Source organism: Stackebrandtia sp. (genome assembly GCF_035643755.1).
In the GTDB taxonomy this organism is placed as follows: domain Bacteria; phylum Actinomycetota; class Actinomycetes; order Mycobacteriales; family Micromonosporaceae; genus Stackebrandtia.
Map to the genome: position 1 here is coordinate 14,906 of NZ_DASQPW010000212.1, position 18,361 is coordinate 33,266.

An 18,361-nucleotide genomic window follows, 5' to 3' on the forward strand; every position below is an offset into this window, starting at 1 on the left:
TGGGGGTCGGACGCACCCCTCAGACGTCCGACCCCCTATATGCACGATGCCCCGTCGCCACCCCTCGACCGACAGGGCATCGGCCGTATTCGTCAGAACTGCTCGCTAGAACGCGAGTGACCTCAGCTTCTTTGCTGTTTGTCGTTGTTGTTCCGACGTCATATTCAACGATGCGGCAGAAGGGGAGTTACGCCCCATTTCAAAAAAGTTCCGAAGCGCCCATTGTGGGCATCAGGCGGCGGGGGTGGCGACGTTCCCGCGGACCCAGTCGACAATGGACTGTGTGGTGGCGCCGGGGGTGAAGATCTTCGCCACGCCGATGCTCTCGAGCTGCGGAATGTCGGAGTCGGGGATGATGCCACCGCCGAAGACGACGATGTCCGACGCGCCCCGCTCGGCCAGCAGCTCGGTCACCTTCTTGAACAACGTCATGTGGGCGCCCGACAGGACGCTGAGACCCACGGCGTGGGCGTCCTCGGCGATGGCCGCGGCCACGATCTGTTCGGGGGTCTGGTGGAGGCCCGTGTAGATGACCTCCATGCCCGCGTCGCGCAGGGCTCGGGCGACCACCTTGGCCCCTCGGTCATGACCGTCGAGGCCGGGCTTGGCCACGATGACGCGAATCCGCGTGTCCATACGTGTCGTCCTTTGCGCCGAAGAGTAGGTGTGCGCAGCCGAGCTTATCCAACCTTAAGTTTTCGGCGCGTGGGACGTCATCTAATGGTGATGCCCGCGGCGCGCAGCTCGGCTCGCATCAGCGCGGCCAGGCGGGAGCTGGAGTCGGCGCGCTCGTGGCGGTAGTCCTCGATGACCTCCGCGCGGGACTGCCCGTCGCTGGCGTCGTTGAGGCTGGAGGGCACCGCCAGCAGCTCGGGGTGGGCGATCAGGTGCGCGGCGTAGTCCTTGGCCAGCTGCTCCAGGCGCGGGTCGTCGGGATCCCAGGAGCTGGCGTCCCAGCTGCGCCTGAGCAGCTCGACGTACGCGAGGTCCTTCAGGGAAGCCTCGACGTCGGCCAGGTAGCCGTCGAAGTCGGGGATCACGGCCTTGGCCAGGACGAGGCCCTCGTGGGCGGCGGCCAGGTAGTCGGGCGGGAAGTCGAGCTCGGCGGCGCGGTCCAGGATCGCGATGGCGCGATCGGGAAGCAGCAGGCGATTGCCCGACGCCAGGCGGTCCAGCATCTCGCGCCGCGACGCCAGTTCGGCGATCCGCTCGGCGAGCCGGGCCTTGACGTCGGCGACGTCGGCGGCGAACCGCTCGGGGTCGGCGTCCAGCAGGTCGCCGATCTCGGCCAGCGGCACGCCCGCCTCGGCGAGGGTGCGCACCTGCACCAGCCGCAGCAGCTCCGCCGACCCGTAACGCCGATAGCCCGAGGAGTCGCGGTCGGGCTCGGCGACCAGGCCGAGGCGGTGGTAGTGCCGCACCGTCTTGACCGTCACGCCCGCGAACGCCGCCGCCTGGCTGATCGTCACGCCACCCGCCACGCAGGCCACCTCACACTCGGTCGCTCAGGCCAGGCGCCGCAGGAGTTCGGCTACGTCGGCCTCGTACTCGTACCACGCTACGTCGTTGCGGAAACCCAGCTCGACGTCGGCGTGCTCGTGGGGGTCGCCCTCCTGCGCCGTCCAGGTCTGGACGTCCAGCAGCCGGGGCTCGGCGTCGGCGAGCTCGCACAGCAGGCGCGCCTTCATGGCCAGGCCGAGACCGTAGCCGCGGTGGGTGGGGGCCACCACGGTGTCGTACTGGTCGCCGCGGGTGGGCCGCTGGGCGGCCACCACCAGCTCGGTGAGCCCCACGACGGCCTCGCCGGGCTCCGACAGCGCCACCACCAGGTGGGTGCGCATCCCGCGGTTGGCCAGTGTGGACAGGCTCTCGCGGAGCCGGACGGCGTCGGCCGAGCCGCGCCAGGCGGTCGAGTCGCCGTCGCCGTCCACCTTGAGATGGGCCTTTGTGGACGCGTAGCGGGGCAGCAGGCCCTCGGGCAGCCCGCCGGTGAAGTACTCCAGGCGGTAGCCGGCGGCCAGCCGCCCGGAGATGTCGCGCACGCGGGGCCAGTCGACCTCGGACATCGCCAGCAGGTTGCGGTTCTCCACCACGGCGCGCTTGAAGCCGAGCCGGTCGTAGAAACCGACGGCGGGGGTGGTGGCGATGACCTCCACCCCAACGGTTTCGCGGCCCTCGTCGGCGGCCCGCCGCACCACCGTCTCCAGCAGCTCCAGCCCGATGCCGCGGCCGCGCTCGCTGGGCCGCACGAAGATCTCGAAGATCGCGGTGTCGTCGAATTCGCCGCCGAACAGCAGCAGGTTGGCGTGGCCGGTGATCGTCCCGTCGGCGTCGCGGGCGGCGAAGGCGAGGCGGCGCTCGCCCGGCAGCGTCACCGACAGGTACTCGCGCATTCGATCGCCGTGCCAGCGGGGCTCGCCCGGCATGTCGGCGTCCACCATGGCGTTGAGGACGTCGCGCCACTGCTCCATGTCCCGGGCGGAGGCGGTACTCGGATCGAACGCGGTCACCGGCATGTTCAACCTCCTCGGGGGCAAGCGGATGTCACATCAGGCGGTCTTGCTCGCCTTTCCGTACGCGTCGGCGTTGTCGTAGACGTTACGGACGTAGGAATCCTTGTGGTTGTACGAGAAGATCGCGGAATACCAGCCCTCGGCCGTGGTGAGGTCGCGTCCATCCGCACACAGATAGTATCCGGCAGCCACGGCGGCGTCGTCAATATCGTTGGGGTCGGCGGTTCCGTCTCCGTCGCCGTCCACCTGCCAACGCTCCCATGTGGTCGGAATGAACTGCAGCGGCCCGATGGCGCGGTCGTACTTGGTGTCCCCGTCGAACTGGCCGGCGTCGGTGTCCTTGATCAGCTTGTTGTCGTGGGTGCCGTCCAGCGCCGGGCCCCGGATCGCCTTGACGGGGATGCCGTCGTCGCCCAGGTGAGTGCCGCCGGTGGAGCCGTGGTGGCTCTCGACGGCGCCGAGGCCGGCCAGGGTGGTCCACGACAGGTGGCAGCCCGGCTTGGCGTCGCTGAGCAGCAGCTCGGCGTTGCCGTAGGCCATCAGGGCGCGGGTGGGGACGTCGACCCTGGTCAGCGACTTCGCCCAGTCGCGCATCGCCTCCAGCCCGCCCTTGCCGTTGTCCGAAGGGGACGATGAGGAGTCCGAGCCGTCGCCCTCGCCGGGCACGGGGACGTCGGGGATGCCGGGCGGGGCGTCCAGACCGGGCGGCAGCGCCAGGGGCTCGTCGCTCTCCTTGGCGGCCGGGGTGGAGTCGTCGGAATCTCCGTAACCCCAATTCGGCCCCAGATTCGGCACCGCGTACACCGCCAGACCCAGGGCGCCGGCGACCACGGCGACGGTGAGGGTCGCCTGGGTGACCATGCGTCCGGAGGGACGGCGCACCCTGCGCCATTGACGTTTCAGTCCCTTGAGGACACGCCGGGGGAATCGGGGGTTGCTTTGCAGCACGTTGGCGAGTATCTCTCAATACTCGCCGTAACGCCACCCCTCACGACGGCAGATGACGGACACTCGTGTCCGACTCGCTCGCGTGGCGATAACTATTTGTAATCAGGTCGCAACCGTACGATGGGGTAGATCGTTTCGCCTGGCGAGCCCCTTTATGTGCTTGGTTAGGGCACCGCGTTGCGTTGCTCGGCCGGCGCACCGCGCGCTAAAACGGGGGCACCCGTTAACACCATGTCACGCGCACCGCCGCGTCACCACCGGCGCGGCGGTCGCCCTGCCCACGGGGGAAGAGGAGGTATTTAAGGTGGGCACCACTTTGAGGCCAGGCGTTCTTCCCAGCGGTCTGGTCACTTTTCTATTCACCGACATCGAGGGATCGACTCGTTTGGCTCACACTCTGGGAGACGGATACCGGAGGGTGCTGCACGAACACCGTCGGCTCCTGCGAGAGGTCTTCACCGCGTACACCGGAACGGAATTGCTCACCGAGGGCGATTCCTTTTTTGTCGCCTTCTCGACGGCGGCGGGCGCGGTGCGCGCGGCCCTTGATGTCCAGCACGCCATGAACGCGTACGCGTGGCCCACCGATCCACGGTGGAGCGCGCCGGCGCGTCCGAAGATACGCATTGGCATCCATACCGCTTGGGCCACACCGGATTCGCAGGGATATGCCACCTCGGCGGTTCACCGCGCCGCGCGGGTGTGCGCGGCGGCCCACGGCGACCAGATCCTCTGTTCACAATCCACACTCGACGCCGCGGGCGGCTCCCCTGAGGAGGCCGACGTGGCCGATCTCGGTCTGTTCCAGCTGCGCGGCTTCGACGACACCGAACGGCTGCACCAGATCACCGGCCGCGGGCTGCCCGAGACCTTTCCGGCCCCGGCCACCGCGGCCCGCCACGACAACGTTCCCGCCGACCCCGACGAGTTCATCGGGCGCGGCGCCGAGCTGATCCAGCTGGCCCGCCTGGTCGACGGTCACCGGCTCACCAGCGTCACCGCCCTTCCCCGGACCGGCAAGACCCGGCTGGTGTGCCACCTGGCCAGCCGGCTGGCCGCCGGCTACCGTGACGGCGTCTGGTACGCCGCGCTGACGGCCGCCGACGACCTGGGCACGACGCTGACCCGGGCGGTCGGCCTGCGCGGCGACCCCTTCAGATCCATGATGGACACCGTGGTGGAGGGCCTGCGCCACAAGGACTGCCTGGTGGTGCTGGACGGCACCGCGGCCGAGCATGTCGGCGGCGTCACCCGGCTGCTGGCCGAGTGCCCCCGGCTCAGCGTGCTGTCGGCCTCGGCGCGCCCGCTGGGCCTGCCGGGCGAGGTGAAGTGGGCGCTGCCGACCATGAAGGTGGCCGACGCGGCGGTGCTGCTGCGGCGCCGCGCCGCCGAGGCCGACGGCGGCGTCGATCCCGGCGACTGCGAGGCCCTGGCGGGCGCCGTGGACGGCTTCCCGCCCGCGATCGACATCCTCGCCCGCGCCGTGCCGCTTTACGGCCTCACGGGGCTGCTGAGGCGGCTGCGCCACGACCCGCTGGCGATCCTCGACGCCAAGCGGGAGCTGTCGCTGGCGCTGGACGCCGCGTGCCACGGTCTGGCGCCCCGGGCCGCGCAACTGTTGCGCGCCATGGCCGCCCTGCCCGAGCCCGCCGGGGTCGACGACGTGGAGCGGCTGTGCGGCGGCTCGGGCGAGGCGCTGGCGGCGCTCATCGAACTGGTCGACTCATCCCTGGTGGACATCCAGCGCACCGAGCGGGGGGCCCTCTACCGGCTCCCCGCCCCGGTGCGCTGGTACGCCGACGCCGGGCGACGGGCGGCGGGCCAGGCGGCACCCGCCCTGCCGTCCCGGCTGTCGCGGCTGCCGTTGCCGCGGTTGAGTTGGGCGCGAACGATTTCGGCTTAGAGCTCCTGGATTATTGGCGTTCGATCAGTGAGGGGCCGCGAGGTGGATGAGTGGCAAGGCGGAGGTGCTGTCGCATACCGGTGTTGTATGCGGCAGTGCCGACAACGCCGCCAATCGCCGCCTCGCGGTTCCGAACCGGACAGTTAATGATTCAGGAGCTCTTAGGACGGTTTCGCGACGGCGGGTTTACTCTCCTGCCAGACGCGGTTGAGGGCGGTGACGGCGACCTGGAGCTTCGGGTCGGCGTCGCCGCCCCAGCTGTATTCCTCGGCGTCGCCCGTGGCGGGGCGCACCGCGATCAGGTGGGTGGCGTCGGCCAGGGAGCAGTCGTCCACCTTGCCCGACACGGCGTAGATCGCGTACCACCCGGTGGCGTCGATGCCGTCGCGGCGCGAGGCGTCCCTCCATTTCAGGGTGTATCCCTTGCCGTCGTGGCTGAGCGAGGAGACCTTGGGCGCCTTGGGGGCCTTGCCCCCCAGGTGTTTCGGCGCGGGCACCAGCGCGGGGCGGGTGTAGTGCTCGTCGCGCAGCAGGGTCATGGCGTCCAGTTTGTCCTGACGCACCGAGGTGGCCGAGAAGTAGATGTTGCCGTCGATCTCGGGGTGGGTGCGGTCCAGGGTGAGGTGGTTGAGCAGCTCCTTGGGGTCGCCCTTCCACTCGGGGGAGGCGGTGTCGACGTCGACCTTGTAGGTGGCCTCGCCGACGAAGAGCTGACAGTCCACACCGGAGCACACGTCGTCCCACCACTGGGTGAGCACCTTGTAGGACGCGGCCTTCAGGGTCATCGCCCAGTAGATCTGCGGCGCGATGTAGTCGATCCAGCCCTTGCGCACCCACTTGCGGGTGTCGGCGTACAGCGAGGAGTAGGTCTCGGCGCCCGCGGTGGTGTCGGAGCCCAGCGGGTCGTTGGACTTGTTGCGCCACACGCCGAATGGGCTGATGCCGAAGCGCACCCAGGGCTTGGACTTCTTGATGCGCTTGCCGAGGCCCCTGATCAGCTGGTCGGTGTTGTCGCGGCGCCAGTCGGCGATGTCGGTGAAGTCGCCGCCGTACTTCTTGAAGGTGTCGGCGTCGTCGAACTGCTCGGTGCCGACCGGGTACGGGTAGAAGTAGTCGTCGAAGTGAATCGCGTCGATGTCGTACTTGTCGACGGCCTCCATCATCGCCTCGATGACGAACTCGCGGACCTCGGGAATGCCCGGGTTGTAGTAGAGCTGTCCGTCCTTTTTGGGGTACGCCACCACCCAGTCGGGGTGTTTGCGGGCGGGGTGGTCGGCCGACAGCTTGGACGGATCGGTGCCGACGTCCCCGGTGGACTCCTTCATGCTGATGCGGTACGGGTTGAGCCAGGCGTGGAACTCCAGGCCCGCGGCGTGGGTGGCGTCCACGGCGAAGGCCAGCGGGTCGTAGCCCGGGTCCTTGCCCTGGGTGCCGGTGATCCAGCGCGACCACGGCTCGTGCTTGGACGGCCAGAAGGCGTCGGCGGTGGGGCGGATCTGGGTGACCACCGCGTTGAGGCGGTATTCGTTGGCCTCGTCCAGGAAGCGCTGGTACTCGGCCTTTTGGGTGTCGACGTCGAGGCCCGGCTTGGACGGCCAGTCCACGTTGGCGGTGGTGGCGATCCAGGAGGCGCGGAACTGCCGCTTCGGCTTGGCCGGGTCGGTGTCGCAGTGTCCCTTGTCGGACGCCGTATCGGCGAAGGCGATCGATCCGGTCCACGCCGCGGCGCCGGTGGCGGCCACCGCTCCGGCCGCGCCCAGCACCCCGCGCCGGGTCAGCGCGGGCACACGGAAGTCGGGCATCTGCGGGCTCCTGTCGTCAGGTGCGGAATTGCCAGTCGACGAAGAAGCATCGCAGATCCCGCACGGTTGCGAAAGCCCCGGGAGATAACGCGTCCATAAACGCGCTTCACGCCTTCTTGACGATGATCCGTCCGATGATCCACAGGATGGCGGCCTGGACGAGGCCGAAGCCGACGTACATGAGACTGGCAGCGAGGCCGGTGAGCGGGATGGCCATGCCGATCGCCGACAGCGGCAGGGTGACGGCGATCAGATAGACCCCGGCGAAGTTCGCGTCGGGACCCGTGTTGACCAACACCTCGACGAGTATCGCGGTGGCCACGACGACCACGAAATAGGCGATCGCGATCCATTGAACGATTTTTCCGAACTTGTACATGTCTTCGATTCCCATCCCCGGCGGCGATCTAGGGTGTGCGCCGCCCTGTCCGCGTAAGTCTACTGTGTCACATCTTTATCGAATGTGGACAAAATGCGCGAAGCGCGTCGTACCTGAGGATCGCGTTGCCGCACGTACGGACCGAACGCGTCGGACAAATGTCTTATGGCGCGGCGTCGATCGCTGATGTAATGTTTCAACACCACAACTTGTAGGGTCTACAGTGAAACGCCTGGAGGTGTTGTGGTGACAAGGTTCCACGCGTGTGCCGCCGTGCTCGCCGTCGCCGTCGCGACGCTCGCTGGCGCCGCCGGCGCCAGCGGCGCGGGCTCCCGCCCCACTCCCTCCCTGCGGGTCTACACCGTGAACATGGAAAACCTCCTCACCGAGAAGGCGCAATGCCCCGGGGACTGGCACAACCTGGCGAAATACATCGCCGACCGCCCGAAACCCGACATCGTCTTCCTACAGGAGATCGGCGGCAAGACCCAGCTGCGGGAATTCGTCGCGCGCCTCAACCGCGCCACCCGGGGGAACGACTTCGTGGGGATGGCCGCGCCGGGCACCGCCAACACCCACGAGCGGACCTGCACGGCGCAAAAGAGCCACCAGCTCAACGCGATCGTGTGGAAGCGCGACGAGCTGGCGTACCTGCCCGGCTCGCTGAAGAGCTGGCAGTCCCTGCACGAGAAGCACCACCACTGCGTGCGCACCAAGCACTCGGGCACCCGCGACCTCAAGGCGATCTTCTCCGTGAAGGGCCAGGGGACCGTCACCGCGGCGTCCCTGCACTGGTCGACGCCGTACGCCGGGGGCCGCCCGTGCGCCGCCGCCAACGCCCGCGACGTCGACCGGCAGCTCAGCGCCGGCGACTACGGCGGCACCGGTCTCCAGATCGCCGCCGGGGACCTCAACATCTCGGCCTGGACCCGCGCCCACCAGCACCGGGCGTGGTACCAGTTCCTGACCCGGGCCCACTTCGCCGACGCCGGCGAGCGGGCCGCCGCCTGGACCCACGTCGCCAAGCACGGCGCCGGGCACAAGCGGCGGATCGACTTCGTGTGGGCCCGGCACGGCGCCGGGGACCCGGCGCGGTTCGTCGGCGCCGTCACCGTGGGGTTCAAGGAGGTGGCGAAGCTGGACAGGCGCCCGTGGACCGAGCGTCACTGCTTCACCTACCCCAAGGATCACCAGCTGGGATGCGACTACTCCGAGCACCGCGCGGTCTCCACGGAAGTGCGGTAGGACGGCCGGGAGGGGAGCCGTCCTACCGCGGGGCCCCGCCGCGGTAGGCGAACGATAAGATCACGGGCCGTTCGAGAGGGGCAGCGCATGATCGAGATCCTCAACCCCGGCGAGGTGTCGCGGGCGAGGCGGACCGGGGCCCTGGTCGCCGAGATCCTGCGCGCGATGCGGGACCGCGCCGAGGTCGGCACGAACCTGCTGGACATCGACCGGTGGACCCGCGAGATGATCGCCGACGCGGGCGCCGAGTCCTGTTACGTCGACTACGCCCCGCCGTTCGGGCGCGGGCCCTTCGGGCACTACATCTGCACGTCCGTCAACGACGCCGTGCTGCACGGCCTGCCCCACGACTACGCGCTCGCCGACGGCGACCTGCTGTCGCTGGACCTGGCCGTGCTGAAGGACGGCATCGCCGCCGACTCCGCGATCAGCTTCGTGGTGGGCAAGGCGCGTTCGGGCGCCGACACCGCGATGATCGCCGCCACCCGTGAGGCCCTGGCGGCGGGGATCGCCGCCGCCCGCCCCGGGGCCCGCATCGGCGACCTCTCGCACGCGATCGGCACCGTCCTGGAAAAGGCCGGGTACGAGGTCAACACCGAGTTCGGCGGGCACGGCATCGGCTCGACCATGCACCAGGACCCGCACGTGTCCAACATCGGCAAGCCGGGACGCGGATATAAGCTGCGGCCGGGGCTGCTGTTGGCGCTGGAGCCGTGGGTCATGGCCGACACCGCGAAGCTGGTCACCGACGCCGACGGGTGGACGCTGCGCAGCGCGACCGGCAGCCGCACCGCGCACTCCGAACACACCATCGCCATCACCGACGACGGCGCGGAGATCCTGACGCTGCCGAACTAGTCGAACGGCACCCAGGTGTCGCTCGACAGCTTGTCGAGATCGCTGGCCTTCATGCCCGAGCCCGACACCGTCCACAAGGTATCGCCGATGACGAGGGACCGCGAGATGCCGATGCCGTCGTTGGAACCCTTGTGGGTGACCGTGGCGCGGTACTTCACGCTGTCGGACTTGACGGTCAGCAGCAGCGCGCCGTCGCGCCCGTTGCCGTCGGCCATCGGGACCACCAGCAGGTCGCGCTTCGCCCAGTAGGTGAAGGCGTGCGGGTCGGACGCGGCCTGCGAGTACGAGTAGCGGGAGTCGGCGTGGTACTCGTCCTCGCGCTTGGGGTGGGCGCGGTCGTGCACGTCGAACAGCGAGACCTGCGCGCCCGTGGTGGCCCCCGAGGAGTCGCCCGCCTGGCCCACTCCGATCAGGCGGTCGGCGCTCATCGGGTGCAGGTACGACGAGAAGCCGTTCATCTTCAGCTTCCCCGTCTGCTTGGGGTGCTTGGGATCGGAGAGGTCGAGGACGAACAGGGGGTCGGTCTGGCGGTAGGTGACCACGTAGCCGGTGTCGTCGACGAAACGCACCGCCTGGATGGTCTCGTCGGCCCCGAGACCGCCGAGCTTGCCGACCCGTTTCATGTCGTCGGCACCCACGGCGAGTTCGTAGACGGTGCTGGACGAGGACGCCGAGGAGTCGGAGGTGGTCTGCGGGGACGTGGTGGTGGCCACGCGCAGGTGTCCGTCCCATTCGGACATCGAGTACTGGTTGAGCAGGTAGCCGGGGACCTTCGCGGAGCCCGCGAAGCTCGGCGCACCGTCATCCTTTATGGAGAATCGGTACAGCTCGGTGCGGGCGGGGGCGGGGCGCCGCCAGTCGCCCGTGGCGAAGTCGCGGCGATCGTTGGCCACGTACAGGGAATCGGCGCTGCCATACACCGTGGAGCCGTCGGCCTCGATGGACACGGGGTCGCCGTCGCCGAGCTTGGAGTCGGAGCCGAACGTCAACACCGACAGGGTGGAGGTGCCCGAGTAGTCGGAGGGGCGGGCCATCGAGCGGCAGCCGATCTGGCCCGTCTTGCCGTCGGAGATGTAGCGCGGCATCCAGTCGGAGATCTCCGAGTCGTCGATGGCCTCCCTCACCGTGTCGTCGCTGATCGCGCCCGACTGCGGGATCTCGAAGTGCGGGCTGGAGCGCACCACCACGCGGTTCACGCCGTCGACGGCGCGGGCGTCCACGTAGTCGCCCTCGACGCTGTACTGGCTGACCACCTTGGGTTTCGCGTGCGACAGGTCGACCAGCTTGATGTCGGTGTGGGAACGGGGCTCGGTGGGCTCGTCCTTCCACTCCATCGGCATCATCGGCGAGTACGGCAGGATCACCAGCGCGCGGTCGCCGTGCAGCAGGATCTCGCCGTCGCCGAGATAGCCGTAGTTGGACGACTCGCGCTTGTCGAGCTTCACGGTGCCCGTGATCCTCGACTTGGCGGCGCTCACCACGTACAGCTTGCCGCCGCGCACCGCCAGGATCCGCTTGCCGTCGTTCTTCACCATGTCGGGCTCGTCGATGCCCGCTTCCTGGACGTTCGTGGTGGAGTGCGACGGCGCCTTGCCGTCGGCCTGCGCGGCCCCCGCCTTGCCGCCCGCGGCGTCGTTCTCGATGCCGTAGCCGAAGACGCTGGCCGTGGCGTACTGCTTGGCGTGGGTCTTGAGGGCCTTCAGGGCCTGGTCGCAGTTGTCGAAGGAGGTGAGCGCGCCGTGCAGGCGCGGCGCACCGGTGTCGGCGTCCAGGTCGTGGTCGATCTGGGCGTTCGTGCAGGCGGTCGTGAGCAAAGCCAAGGCGCTCAAGGCAACCGCGACCCTGGCGACGGGGTGTTTCTTCATAGCGATGGGACGCCGATCACCTTCCCGCGGTTCCGCGGCGCGCATCATCCGTTTGGTCGGAGACAAGATCGTTTGTCGTCGTTTAGGATTTCGATTCGTGACCGCCAGTTCCGCGCGCCAGCGCCACTACCTGATGTGCCGCCCGACCCACTTCACGGTCGCGTACGCCATCAACCCGTGGATGGACACCACCGAGCCCGTCGACGCCGACCGCGCGATCGACCAGTGGCAGCACCTGGTGGACGCCCTGAAGAACCTCGGACACACCGTCGACACGCTGGAGCCCGAGCCCGGCCTGCCCGACATGGTGTACGCCGCCAACGGCGCGTTCAGCGTGGGCGGCGTGGTGTTCGGCGCCAAGTTCCGCTACCCGCAGCGCGCGGCCGAGGCCGCCGACCACGAGAAGTGGTACCGCGGCGCGGGCTGGCGCTTCGTGGCACCCACCGAGACCAACGAGGGCGAGGGCGACTTCGCCTACGTGCCCGGCCCCGGCCTCGCCCTGGCGGGCTACGGCTTCCGCACCGAGCCGCGCGCCCACGCCGAGGCCGCCGAGGCGCTGGCCCGCCCCGTCATCTCGCTGAAGCTGACCGACCCGCGCTTCTACCACCTCGACACCGCGCTGACGGTGCTGGACGACACCACGATCGCCTACTACCCCGAGGCGTTCTCGCCGTCGTCGCGGGCGATCCTGCGCCACCTGTTCCCCGACGCGGTGCTCGCCGACGAGGCCGACGCGCTGGCGTTCGGGCTGAACCTGGTGTCGGACAACGCCAACGTGGTGATCAACACCGAGGCCACCGCCATGGCCGACAAGCTCGCCGACCGCGGGTACCGCCCCGTGGCGGTGGACCTGTCGGAGCTGAAGAAGGGCGGCGGCAGCGTCAAGTGCTGCATCGCCGAGCTGCGGTCCTGATTCCCTGGTCTCGGGCGATCATCCCGTCGGAGGCTGGCCCCGTCGGGACGGCGGACGTTCGTGAACGTGTCGCTGCTTGTTTGTCCGCGCGAGAGGGAGTTGGTCCCCGTCGCGCTGTCCCTGGCTCCCTCACCGTGTAGCGACCCCTTGTGAACCTGACGCTCTTTACGTGGCCGTGGCAGGGGCAGGGGGAGTTGGTCCCCGTCCCGCTGTCCCTGGCTCCCTCACCGTGTAGCGAACTCTCGTGAACCCGACGCTCTTCACGTCGCCGCGCGAGAGGGAGTTGCATCTGCCGCCCCGTTATCGCCCCCAGCGGCGTCGTGGTCGCGCTCGATGCGAGATGGCTGACGGGTTTCTCTTCGCTTCCTTGTTGCGGCGTCGTTTCGTGGACATCGCCGTGTCCTTCGCGCTGCGGTCTCCCGCCCACCCCACCGTGTGTCTGAAATGGTCAGTCAACGGAGTACAAGGCCAGCGCTGCCCACGCTCCCCATGCTTCGGCAGCACCCACAACAGTGGAAACAGCCCCCGAAGCGATGACGGCGCGCAAGCGCCTTTTCAGCAGATGGGTCTTCGGGATCTCGAACTGCTCCCCGATCGCCCTAGCATGATCGGCCAGTGGCCCGTGCGGGTAGCGGAGACCGAGCCTGAAAGTGGGTGTGGTGTCGGGATCGAACACCCTCACGTGCACGGAACCTGAGGGTCCGTGTTCGGTGCAACTGTGGACAGACATGGCCTTGTGGTCCCCCTTACCGTTGTTCTGGGGCTTGGGTAATGAACGCCCACAGTGGAACGGTCGATGGGCGAAACTGCCTTGAAGTCGCCATGCTTCGCAAAACTCGCGGAACTCAAAACTGTGCTTGATGACTCGGGTGTGGGTGGCACCGTCGAGCAACGGCGCCACCCACACCCGATTAATCCCTAGTAGACCTTCGATCCGATGAAGTCGTCGTGGTTGTAGCCCACGGGGTTCGAGTAGTTGCGGTCCTCGAGCGACAGCTTGGCGCCCGCGCCGTCGCACGACGCCAGCACCAGCGGCGAGCCCGAGCCCGCGCCGTCGAAGGCGGCGCACAGGTCGTCGCTGCCCGCGGGGTGGATTCCCGCCGAGTCGACGGCGAAGCGCTGGTTGGTGCCACCGTCGCAGTTGGACAGTGTCAGTTGGGTACCCGAGGTTCCGTCGCCGTAGTCGACGCAGCGGTCGTACGACAGTTCCACGTGAAACGACTTCTGGCTGGAGTCGTAGTAGTACCCCTGGTTGCGCCCGCCGTGGCAGCCGTACGACTGCAACGGCGTGCCCTCCCTCGAGTCGTACCCCTTGGCGTCCACGCACAGGCCGCTGTCGGCGTTCTTGATGTCCTGGAACGCGAACAGGCCCTGGTACAGGCTGGCGTCGCCCGTGCTGGCGGGGTCGACGCAGGTGGCCGACTTCCAGGACGGGTGCTCGTACAGCGACGTGATGCACTGCGCGAAGGCGCCGTGGCCGCGATAGTTGGGGTGCAGGGATTGTCGGAAGGCGTTTTCGGACGGCAGCTCGTTGGGCTCCACGTAGACGCCGCGCGCCCAGGTGTTGTCCTCGCAGACGCCGTGGCCGTCGAACAGGTGGCTGGAGTCGAGGTAGCGCACGCCCTTGGACGTCGCGGTCTCGCGGATCGCGTTGTCGAACAGCGGCACCGCCTTGTTGCGGGCGAAGGCCGCGTCCGCCAGGTACAGCAGACAACCGCCCGCGTACCAGCCGGGGAAGTTCGGGTTGTCCTCCACGTCGGGACCGCCTGGGGAGGGGTACGACATGGTAACGAACTGGTAGTCGCCGTCGGCGTAGCCCGCCTCGGACATGGTCTGGCGGATCGCGTCGATCGACTTGGCCACGCCGTCTTTCGACACGCTGACCCGCGCCGCCCAGTCGTCGGTGTTCTTCTTCCAGCACGGGCCCTCGAACAGGATCCGCCGCGTGACGCAGTCGGTGGCGGTGGGGCCGAACTCGATGCCGCCGCTGTCGTTGGCGCCGATCACCATCCAGATCAGTTTGATGTGGGTGTTGCGGGCCTTGATGGCGAGGTTGTCGCCCTGGTTGAGCTCGTTCCATTGGTGCGAGCCCGATCCCTGGATGAGATCCGGGCTGGCCGCGCCGGAGCAGGCCACGTTGTACTGTTCGTCGCTGTCGATGCCGGTGCGGTGCACCGCCTGATCCAGCGACCGATCACACCAGTTGCCGTCGGTGTGAGTGCCGGGTTCGTAGTTGCCGACGCCCTCGCCGGAGATCTCGCTGTCGCCCATGGTGACCAGCGAGGTCTTGCGGTCATCCAGCGGCTTGATGTCGCTGGAGCCGTAGAGATCGCGGGCCTCGTCGGCGCGGATCTTCTCCAGGTTGTCGGGCAGGGCCTTGATCTGTGGTCGCTCGGCCGCGGCGGCCGAGCCGATGTTCGTCGAGAGTGTCGCGACGGTCAGAAGCAGGACGCTTCCCACCGCCAGTAGGCGTTTACGGGCTTGGGACATGGCTGTCTCCCTATCGAGGCATCCAAATCTGTAACTTGATAGCGAGACTAGCGATACTCAGCGTGAATGTGAAGAGCTTTCGTGTTCTTATCTGGGGCATCCCCCGACAGAGCTACCGAAACTGTTCCCCCGCAGGGGATTCGCGGGGGTGCCCCGTTTCCATAGCTTCGACACATGGAAAACACACACAGCGAAGACGGCCGCCTGAAGCGATGGGGCCGCCTGTCTCCCGTATGGATGATCATCGGACTCGTCGCCGTCGGCGCGGCTTCCACATTGGCCGGAGCGCCCGCCCCGGTGCTCCCCGTCGTCGGCGCCGTGCTCGCGCTGGCCGCCTACTGGCTGGTCATGAAGTACGTGGCGCGGCGCGAGGTGCCCGAGATCGCCCGCGCGGGGGCGGCCAGGCAGGCGGCCTCGGGCGTCGCGATGGGCCTCGGCTTCCTCCTCGGGTCGGTGGCCCTGATCGCGATCCTCGGTGGGTACAGCTTTACCTGGGGATCCGGAAACCTTCTGTGGGCGGTGGTGTCGGCGGCCTCGGTGTCGCTGGCGGGCGCCGTCACCGAGGAACTGCTGTTTCGGGGTCTGGCGCTTCAGGCCCTGGAGCGGATGTTCGGCAGCGGCGTCGCCGTGGCGATCACCGCGGTCTTCTTCGGCCTGGTCCACCTCGGCAACCCGGGCGCGACACTGTGGAGCTCGCTGGCGATAGCCGTCGAGGCCGGGGTCCTGCTCGGCGCCGGGTTCCTGTGGCGCCGCAGCATCTGGTTCGTCGCCGGCTTCCACTTCGCCTGGAACACCACCCAGACGCTGCTGGGCATCCCGACCTCCGGCCACGAGACGGGCGGGATCCTCTCCGCCCACGCCCACGGCCCGGCCATCTGGTCGGGCGGCGACTTCGGCATCGAGGCCTCGATCGTGCCGATAATCGTGGGCGCGGCGATCGCGGTACTGATGCTGTCCCGCGCCCGCCGCGAGGGACGGATCGTCCCGATGCGCCGATCGCGCCGTTAGGCTCGCGGCGTGTCGGTAACCCGCATGGCCCCCTTGCTTTTCCAGCGCCGCCTCCTCGTGACGTCCATAGCGGACGTTTCGCTGGCGGCGGCGCTGGCCGGGCTGGCATTCGTGCCGACCCTGTCGACCATCGGCGCGCAGATCGGCGACCTGCCGCCGCGCCCGATCGACCCCCTCGGCGTGATCCTGGTCCTGGCGCAGTGCGTGCCGCTGCTGGCGCGCACCCGGTGGCCCGCCGGGTGCCTGGCGGTGATCGGCGCCGCGTTCGCCGCACACCAGGCGCTGGCGTATCCGCAAACCTTTGGCAGCGTTGGTCTTTACGTCGCGCTGTATTCGGCCGGGGCCCACCAGGTCCGGTTCCGGCGGTCCACCATGGCCGCCGCCGCCATCGCCTACTGTGGAATGGCGGTCACACTTCACCTGCTCGGGTCGCCCAACCATCCCCAGGACTTCGTCGCGTACCTCCTGGTGCTGGCGGTGGTCTGGCTGACGGGCACGGCGATGCGCAGCTGGCGGTCCAGCGAGAGGCAACGCCGCGAGCTCGCCGCCGAGCTGGCCGCCGCCGCCGAACGGGGCCGGATCGCCCGCGAGCTGCACGACGTGGTGACCCACCACGTCACCGCCATGGTGGTGCAGGCCGACGCCGCCAAGTTCCTGGTCAAGGGCGATCCCGAGCGGGCCGTTGTGGACCTCGGCTCGATCGGCGGCACCGGGCGCCGGGCCCTGACCGAGCTGCGGCAGCTGCTGGGGGTCCTGGAGGCCACGGGGGAATCGGCCGCCGACCGGCACCCCGCCCCGGGGCGGATCGCCGACCTGGTCGAGCGGGCCCGGGAATCGGGTCAGCCCATCGACTTCGTCGAGGAGGGACGCCGACGGCCCCGGCCGGTGGACGTGGAGCTGGCCGCCTACCGCGTGGCGCAGGAGGCGCTCACCAACGCGCTGAAGTACGCGGCGCGGCGGCCGACCCGGGTGCGGGTGAGCCACGAGGACGATCGCCTCGTCGTCGAGGTCGTGACGCGGGGCCCGTCCGACGCGGCGCCCGCGACCGGGTCGGGCGGACGGGGTCTGGCGGGTCTGCGGGAACGGCTGCGCATGCTGGATGGTGAACTTGACACCGGAACCCGCCCCGATGGCGGATTCGGTGTCACCGCCCTGATCCCCTCCAGGAGTGCCCATGACCGACGCCCCGATCCGCGTACTGATCGGTGAGGACCAGGAACTGGTGCGCGCCGGGTACGTCACCATCTTCTCGGCGCAACCCGACATGGAGGTGGTCGGCGAGGCCGCCGACGGCGCGCGGGCGGTGGAGGAGGCGCACCGGTCGCTGCCCGACGTGATCGTCATGGACATTCGGATGCCGATCCTCGACGGCATCGAGGCGACCCGGCGGTTGGCGGGCCCCACGGTGGCCCAGCCGGTGAAGGTCCTCGTCGTCACGACGTTCAACGTCGATGAATACGTCTATGAGGCGCTGCGGGCCGGGGCCAGCGGATTCCTCCTGAAGGACTCGCCGACCGAGGAGCTCGTCAACGGCGTGAGGACCATCGCCCGCGGCGAGGCGCTGCTGGCCCCGACGGTGACCCGCACGCTGATCGGCCACTTCGCGCACCGGGTGCGGCCCTCCGACCCGGCGCGCGGCGCCCGCGAGGCGGTCAAGCGGGCCCTGACGCCGCGGGAACTCGAGGTCTTCGAGCAGATCGCCGAGGGTCTGTCCAATGCGGAGATCGCCGCCCGGCTGTTCATCACGGCCGAGACCGTGAAGACCTATGTGTCCCGAATATTGTCCAAACTCGACCTGCGGGACCGGGTCCAGGCCGTGGTGCTCGCCTACCGGGTCGGCCTGGCGACCGGGTCGTACTGAGCACGGACTCAGATGAACCCGCGCGCGAATGAACTTAAAGTCGCCACCGGCACCGACGGACGGCGGAAGAGCTTGGCCAGCATGGCATCCAGCCGCCACACCTGCTTGCCGTGGCGGGCGTCCATCCAGAAGCGATGCCGGGTCTCCCCGGCCGTGAACGACAGCTCCACCCCGGGCAGGGTCGGGTCGGCCGACCAGCGCACGTCGCCGAGCTCGGCCACGGGGGCGTCCATCTCGAGCCGCACCCGGCCCAGCACGCGCGACTGCTTGGTGACGACGAGGCGCCGCTTGGTGACCAGCATCAGGTGATCCCCCGACAGCTGGCCGTCGGGGCGCAGACAGTGCGCCAACACCATCACCTCGTCGTCGTTGCGAATGTTGCGGCGCAGGCTGGGGACATGGCGGCTGAGGGTGATGGTCGCCAGACCCGATTCGGCGGCGGCGGCCAGTAGTGTCTTTGAAAATCGGTCCATCATTGCTTCCGACCCCACCTTTCTTCCGCGCCGGCGAAATGCCGGATCGCGGCCCATGGTCTCGTCGGATACAACGGCAATCGGCACATGCAGGTTACGGCTC

At 68.9% G+C, this 18,361-nt stretch carries 16 protein-coding genes; 7 read left to right on the forward strand and 9 right to left on the reverse strand.

What is annotated here, in order from left to right:
• Positions 1-231: 231 nt before the first annotated feature.
• The 4 genes from VE172_RS16310 to VE172_RS16325 all read right to left on the reverse strand — a co-directional run bounded on the left by VE172_RS16310 (position 232) and on the right by VE172_RS16325 (position 3,461).
• Positions 232-636: a coenzyme B12-dependent isobutyryl CoA mutase small subunit gene (locus VE172_RS16310; protein ID WP_324802991.1), complete on the reverse strand. Its 405-nt coding sequence runs from the start codon at positions 634-636 to the stop codon at positions 232-234.
• A 77-nt stretch (positions 637-713) separates the two neighbouring features.
• Entirely contained in the window at positions 714-1,469 is a 756-nt protein-coding gene (locus VE172_RS16315) for a MerR family transcriptional regulator (protein WP_324802992.1), read from the reverse strand.
• 36 nt (positions 1,470-1,505) lie between these two features.
• Positions 1,506-2,516: a GNAT family N-acetyltransferase gene (locus VE172_RS16320; RefSeq protein WP_324802993.1), complete on the reverse strand. Its 1,011-nt coding sequence runs from the start codon at positions 2,514-2,516 to the stop codon at positions 1,506-1,508.
• Between the two features lie 33 nt (positions 2,517-2,549).
• Positions 2,550-3,461, reverse strand: a complete 912-nt coding sequence (locus tag VE172_RS16325) for a lytic transglycosylase domain-containing protein (RefSeq protein WP_324802994.1) — start codon at positions 3,459-3,461, stop codon at positions 2,550-2,552.
• A 154-nt stretch (positions 3,462-3,615) separates the two neighbouring features.
• Between VE172_RS16325 and VE172_RS16330 the strand changes: the two genes are divergently transcribed.
• Complete coding sequence (locus VE172_RS16330) at positions 3,616-5,364, forward strand: adenylate/guanylate cyclase domain-containing protein (protein ID WP_324802995.1); 1,749 nt, start codon at positions 3,616-3,618, stop codon at positions 5,362-5,364.
• Positions 5,365-5,525: 161 nt separating this feature from the next.
• Here VE172_RS16330 and VE172_RS16335 read toward each other — a convergent pair whose 3' ends face one another.
• Both VE172_RS16335 and VE172_RS16340 read right to left on the reverse strand, forming a co-directional pair.
• Positions 5,526-7,166 carry a glycoside hydrolase family 10-like protein gene (locus VE172_RS16335; RefSeq protein WP_324802996.1) on the reverse strand — a complete coding sequence of 547 codons (1,641 nt, stop codon included), beginning with the start codon at positions 7,164-7,166 and terminating at the stop codon, positions 5,526-5,528.
• A 106-nt stretch (positions 7,167-7,272) separates the two neighbouring features.
• Positions 7,273-7,545, reverse strand: coding sequence for an SCO4225 family membrane protein (locus VE172_RS16340; protein ID WP_324802997.1), 273 nt, complete (start codon positions 7,543-7,545; stop codon positions 7,273-7,275).
• A 246-nt stretch (positions 7,546-7,791) separates the two neighbouring features.
• On the opposite strand from VE172_RS16340, the gene VE172_RS16345 reads away from it, so the two are divergent.
• Both VE172_RS16345 and map read left to right on the forward strand, forming a co-directional pair.
• Entirely contained in the window at positions 7,792-8,790 is a 999-nt protein-coding gene (locus tag VE172_RS16345; protein ID WP_324802999.1) for an endonuclease/exonuclease/phosphatase family protein, read from the forward strand.
• A gap of 87 nt (positions 8,791-8,877) precedes the next feature.
• Positions 8,878-9,648 carry a type I methionyl aminopeptidase gene (gene map, locus VE172_RS16350; protein WP_324803000.1) on the forward strand — a complete coding sequence of 257 codons (771 nt, stop codon included), beginning with the start codon at positions 8,878-8,880 and terminating at the stop codon, positions 9,646-9,648.
• On the opposite strand, the gene VE172_RS16355 is transcribed toward map, so the two are convergent.
• Positions 9,645-11,468, reverse strand: coding sequence for a beta-propeller domain-containing protein (locus VE172_RS16355; RefSeq protein ID WP_324803001.1), 1,824 nt, complete (start codon positions 11,466-11,468; stop codon positions 9,645-9,647). The two genes, map and VE172_RS16355, sit on opposite strands and share 4 nt — an antisense overlap.
• A gap of 142 nt (positions 11,469-11,610) precedes the next feature.
• Here VE172_RS16355 and ddaH point away from each other — a divergent pair, with 142 nt between their 5' ends.
• Positions 11,611-12,426 carry a dimethylargininase gene (gene ddaH, locus VE172_RS16360; RefSeq protein ID WP_324803003.1) on the forward strand — a complete coding sequence of 272 codons (816 nt, stop codon included), beginning with the start codon at positions 11,611-11,613 and terminating at the stop codon, positions 12,424-12,426.
• Positions 12,427-13,344: 918 nt separating this feature from the next.
• On the opposite strand, the gene VE172_RS16365 is transcribed toward ddaH, so the two are convergent.
• A complete protein-coding gene (locus VE172_RS16365; RefSeq protein ID WP_324803004.1) occupies positions 13,345-14,916 on the reverse strand; it encodes a ricin-type beta-trefoil lectin domain protein in 1,572 nt (523 codons plus the stop codon).
• A gap of 174 nt (positions 14,917-15,090) precedes the next feature.
• Between VE172_RS16365 and VE172_RS16370 the strand changes: the two genes are divergently transcribed.
• The 3 genes from VE172_RS16370 to VE172_RS16380 are packed head-to-tail and all read left to right on the forward strand — an operon-like array spanning position 15,091 to position 17,785.
• On the forward strand, positions 15,091-15,924 hold the full coding sequence (locus VE172_RS16370) for a CPBP family intramembrane glutamic endopeptidase (protein WP_324803005.1): 834 nt from the start codon (positions 15,091-15,093) through the stop codon (positions 15,922-15,924).
• A 24-nt stretch (positions 15,925-15,948) separates the two neighbouring features.
• Positions 15,949-17,133, forward strand: a complete 1,185-nt coding sequence (locus VE172_RS16375; protein WP_349258415.1) for a sensor histidine kinase — start codon at positions 15,949-15,951, stop codon at positions 17,131-17,133.
• A complete protein-coding gene (locus tag VE172_RS16380) occupies positions 17,099-17,785 on the forward strand; it encodes a response regulator transcription factor (RefSeq protein ID WP_324803007.1) in 687 nt (228 codons plus the stop codon). Before VE172_RS16375 ends, VE172_RS16380 begins: the two co-directional genes overlap by 35 nt.
• An 8-nt stretch (positions 17,786-17,793) precedes the next feature.
• Here VE172_RS16380 and VE172_RS16385 read toward each other — a convergent pair whose 3' ends face one another.
• On the reverse strand, positions 17,794-18,258 hold the full coding sequence (locus tag VE172_RS16385; RefSeq protein WP_324803008.1) for a hypothetical protein: 465 nt from the start codon (positions 18,256-18,258) through the stop codon (positions 17,794-17,796).
• Positions 18,259-18,361 lie beyond the last annotated feature (103 nt).